Annotated in this window: 3 protein-coding genes; 1 reads left to right on the top strand and 2 read right to left on the bottom strand. The window is 64.4% G+C overall.

The annotated features are described in order from the left end of the window. A partial coding sequence (locus tag Q0176_RS03365; protein ID WP_299299222.1) for an aminoacetone oxidase family FAD-binding enzyme occupies positions 1-1,005 on the top strand: 1,005 nt, incomplete at its 5' end. Positions 1,006-1,047: 42 nt separating this feature from the next. On the opposite strand, the gene Q0176_RS03360 is transcribed toward Q0176_RS03365, so the two are convergent. Then, a complete protein-coding gene (locus Q0176_RS03360) occupies positions 1,048-2,340 on the bottom strand; it encodes an amidohydrolase (RefSeq protein WP_299299220.1) in 1,293 nt (430 codons plus the stop codon). 173 nt (positions 2,341-2,513) lie between these two features. Next, positions 2,514-3,758 (bottom strand): adenosylhomocysteinase, encoded by a 1,245-nt coding sequence (locus tag Q0176_RS03355; protein WP_299299218.1) that lies wholly within the window; start codon positions 3,756-3,758, stop codon positions 2,514-2,516. Between the last annotated feature and the right edge of the window lie 121 nt (positions 3,759-3,879).

Genomic DNA, 3,879 nt, shown 5'->3' with positions numbered 1-3,879 from the left:
ATCGAGTTCTTCAATTCTCTCGGGATTCGGGCGGTGACGGAACGAGGGGGGCGGGTCTTCCCCGCCGAGGGCGGGGGACAGCGCGTTCTGGACGCCCTCCTGATCCTCTGCAAGAAGGGCGGGGTGCGCATCCTGAGGGAGTCGCCGGTCCGCTCGCTGAAGATCAGGAACGGGCGCGTCGAACGCCTCGTCACGGCGATCGAGGAGCTGGAGGCCGAGCGCTACATCGTGACGACGGGCGGAAAATCCTACCCCAGGACGGGGTCCACGGGGGACGGCTACCGCTTCGCGGCCCAGGCGGGGCATACGGTGGTGGAGCCGACCCCGGCCCTCGTCCCCGTCAGGACGCAGGAAACCTGGGTCAAGCTGGCGCGGGGCTACAACCTGCGCAACGTCCGCCTTACCGTGACGGTGAACGGGGAGAAGGCCGAGGAACGCTTCGGGGAGATGGAGTTCACGAACTTCGGGGTCAGCGGCCCCATCGTCATGGAGCTCAGCTCCCGCATCCCCGACTGGATGGCCAGGGGAACGGTGCGGTTTTCCATCGATTTGAAGCCGGCGCTGGACCTGCGGCAGCTCTCGGACCGCGTGGTGCGCGACTTCGAGAAGCACCACGACCGCCTCTTCGCAGGAGCGCTGCGTGATCTTGTTCCGGGGCCGCTCATCCCGCTGATCCTGGAGCTCTCGGACGTCCCATCGGACAAGCCCGCGGCCTACGTCTCCCCGGAGGAGCAATCGGACCTCGCGACCCTGCTGAAGAACATCGTCCTGACCGTCAACGGACTCTGGGGCTTCAACCACGCCATCGTCACCCGCGGCGGGGTGTCCCTGAGGGAAATAGAACCCGGGACGATGCGCTCGAAGCTCTGCGACAACCTCTACTTTGCCGGAGAGGTCCTGGACCTGAACGGCCCCTCGGGCGGGTTCAACCTCCAGATCTGCTGGAGCACCGGATACGTGGCCGGGAGGGCCGGACATCCAGAAAAGGCGGCCCCTCCCGCCTGAGGGGAAGGGCCGCCTTTTATCTCGTTCACACGCTATCGCCGCTCAACGGGTTATGGCCTCCCGGGCCTCCCGGGCCTTCTGCACGACCTCCCGGCTGTCGAGCGTGGGGTAGTCCCCGCCGCGGTAGAGCCACTTTCCGTTCACCATCGTCCCGACGACATCGGCGGAGCTCCCCGCATAGACGACGTACATCGCCAGGTTCTCCTCGTCCGCCCCGATGTAGTGCGGCCGGTCCAGGTCCACCAGGACGAGGTCCGCCACCCAGCCCTCTCGGATCATGCCCTTCCGGGTGAAGCCGAACGCCCGCGCCCCCTCGTAGGTCGCCATGCGCAGCACGTCCAGTGCGGGGACGCAGGTGGGGTCCCGGCCCACCCCTTTATGAAGCAACGCGGCGGTCCGCATCTCCTCCCAGATGTCCAGGCGGTTGTTGCTGGACGCGCCGTCCGTGCCGAGGGCAAGGCCGACGTCCCGTCCCAGCCACGACTGAAGGGGCATGACCCCGCTGCCCAGCTTGAGGTTGCTGCAGGGATTGTGGACCAGCGTCACATGGGAGAGGTCCAGACGCTCCGCACTGGACGGGTCCAGCCAGACCGCGTGGGCCAGCACCGTCCCGGGGTTCGAGAGCAGCCCCATCGCCTCGAGGTACCGCTCCGGGTCCATCTTGAGCTCGTCTCGGATGTAGTTCAGCTCCCACTCCGTCTCCAGGAAATGGAAATGCACCCCCAGCCCGCGCTCCCGGGCCGTCCCGACGATCGTCTCCATATCCTCGACGGGAACGGTATAGGGCGCGTGGGGCCCAAGCTGGACGGTCAACAGCCCCTCCCGCCCATGCCAGCGCTCCGCAAGTTCCAGGTTCTCCTTCAAAGAACGCTGTACCTTGCCGGGAGGCCCCGCCGTGATGCCGCGGCAAAGCGCCGCGCGGATGCCCGATTGCAGGGCCGCCTCGGCCACGCGGTCCATCTCGAAGTACATATCGGCAAAACAGGTCGTCCCGCAGGCCAGCATCTCCAGGATGGCCGACAGGGTCCCCCAATAGATGTAATCGGACGTCAGCTTTTCCTCAACGGGCCAGATCTTTTTCTGCAGCCATTCCATCAGGGGCGCTTCCTCGCCGAGCCCCCTCAGGAGCGTCATGGCCGCATGGGTGTGCGCGTTGACGAAGCCGGGCAGCACGGCCATTCGCCCATGTCCGGCCACGACCTTGTCCGCCCCCGGCGGCGTCTCGCCGACATCCAGGACCTGGGCGATCCTTCCCTTGGAGACAAGCAGGTGCCCACGCTTCGCCCGTTCCCCTCCCCCGTCCAGCATCAGCACATCCTTAAACAGCGTCGCCATCTCGAATGCCTCCTCTATCGCCAAATCCACCCCAAGAGATGCAGTTTGCTAATCCATTTCCAAATCATCCGTAGACAAGGCGGCTTTTGCGAGCCGAAGTGACGGCGTACAAAAAAGTACGTTGAGCGAGGCGAGCAAAAACAACGCAGTATACGGGTGATTTCGAAATGGATTCATTCTACCCAGCTTTTCATATACTCGACCTGCTCCTCCGTCATCGTGTCGATTTTGATGCCCAGGGCCGCCAGCTTCGACTCCATGACGGCGCGGTCCGTCTCCTCGGGCACGGAATACAGACCGGGGGCCATCTTGTGGGTGTAGACGTGCAGCGCGGACTCCAGCTGAAGCGAGAAGCTCAGGTCCATGATCTCGATGGGGTGACCGTCCGCACAGGCAAGGTTCGTCAGGCGCCCCTCGCCCAGCAGGTTCAGCCTGCGGCCGTCCTTCAGGACGTGGGTGTCGATGTTGTCGCGCAGATGCTCCACATGGTCCGCCAGGGCCGCGAGGTCCGGCTTGCTGATCTCCACGTCGAAGTGCCCCGCGTTGCCCAGCACGGCGCCGTTCTTCATCAGCTCGAAATGCTCTTTGCGGAGCACGTGGATGTTGCCCGTCAGGGTCAGGAAGATATCCCCGACCCGGGACGCCTCCTCCATGCTCATCACGTCGAAGCCGTCCATCAAGGCCTCGCAGGCCTTGTGCGGATCGACCTCCGTCACGATCACCCTGGCGCCCAGTCCGGCCGCCCGCATGGCAACGCCCCGCCCGCACCAGCCGTAGCCGACCACGACGACCGTCTTGCCCGCCACCACCATGTTCGTGGTGCGAACGAAGCCGTCCCACACCGACTGTCCCGTCCCGTAACGGTTGTCGAACAGGTACTTGCTGAGCGCGTCGTTGACCGCGATCATGGGGAACTTCAGAACGCCCTCGTTCGCCATGGCCCTCAGGCGCTTGACACCGGAGGTCGTCTCCTCCGAACCTCCCAGGATGCCCGGGATCAGCTCCGGCATCTCCTGGTGGATCGTGGCCACGAGGTCGGCCCCGTCGTCCACGATGACGTTCGGCTTATACCCCAAGACGGTGCGCACGTAACCGAAGTACTCCTCCGTGGTCATGCCCCGGTGGCTGTAGACGTGCACGCCCTTGTCCGCAAGGGCCGCACAGATGTCGTCCTGAGTGGACAGCGGATTGCTGCCGCAGGCGGCGACCGTCGCCCCCAGATGGGAGAGGGTCAGCAGCAGATTGGCCGTCTTCGCCTCCAGATGAAGGCAGGCGGCGATCGTCGCCCCCTTGAAGGGCTGAGCCTCCTTGTACTTGTTGTACAGGAACTGGAGCGACGGCATGTACTGCCAAGCCCACACGATCTTGTTCCAGCCGTGCTCCGCCAACTTCATGTCCGCAACGTGATACTTCTCCAAAACGATCCCTCCAAAGTCGAAAATCCAGACAAAAAACTATAGACAAAAACTACCGACAAAAACTACATGGGGGCTTCGCCCCCATCCCCCACGCCGCTATCCTGAGGCCGATCGGCCCGCA

Origin of the sequence: uncultured Fretibacterium sp., assembly GCF_938040765.1 — a bacterium.
Classification (GTDB): Bacteria; Synergistota; Synergistia; order Synergistales; family Aminobacteriaceae; genus CAJPSE01.
The sequence above is the reverse complement of the archived record's forward strand: the minus strand, read 5'-3'. Positions and strand labels throughout refer to the sequence as shown.

Coding starts and splice junctions, on each gene's coding strand:
- Q0176_RS03360 (WP_299299220.1), bottom strand. CDS start 2,340: ATGGCGACGCTGTTTAAGGATGTGCTGATGCTGGACGGGGGAGGGGAA.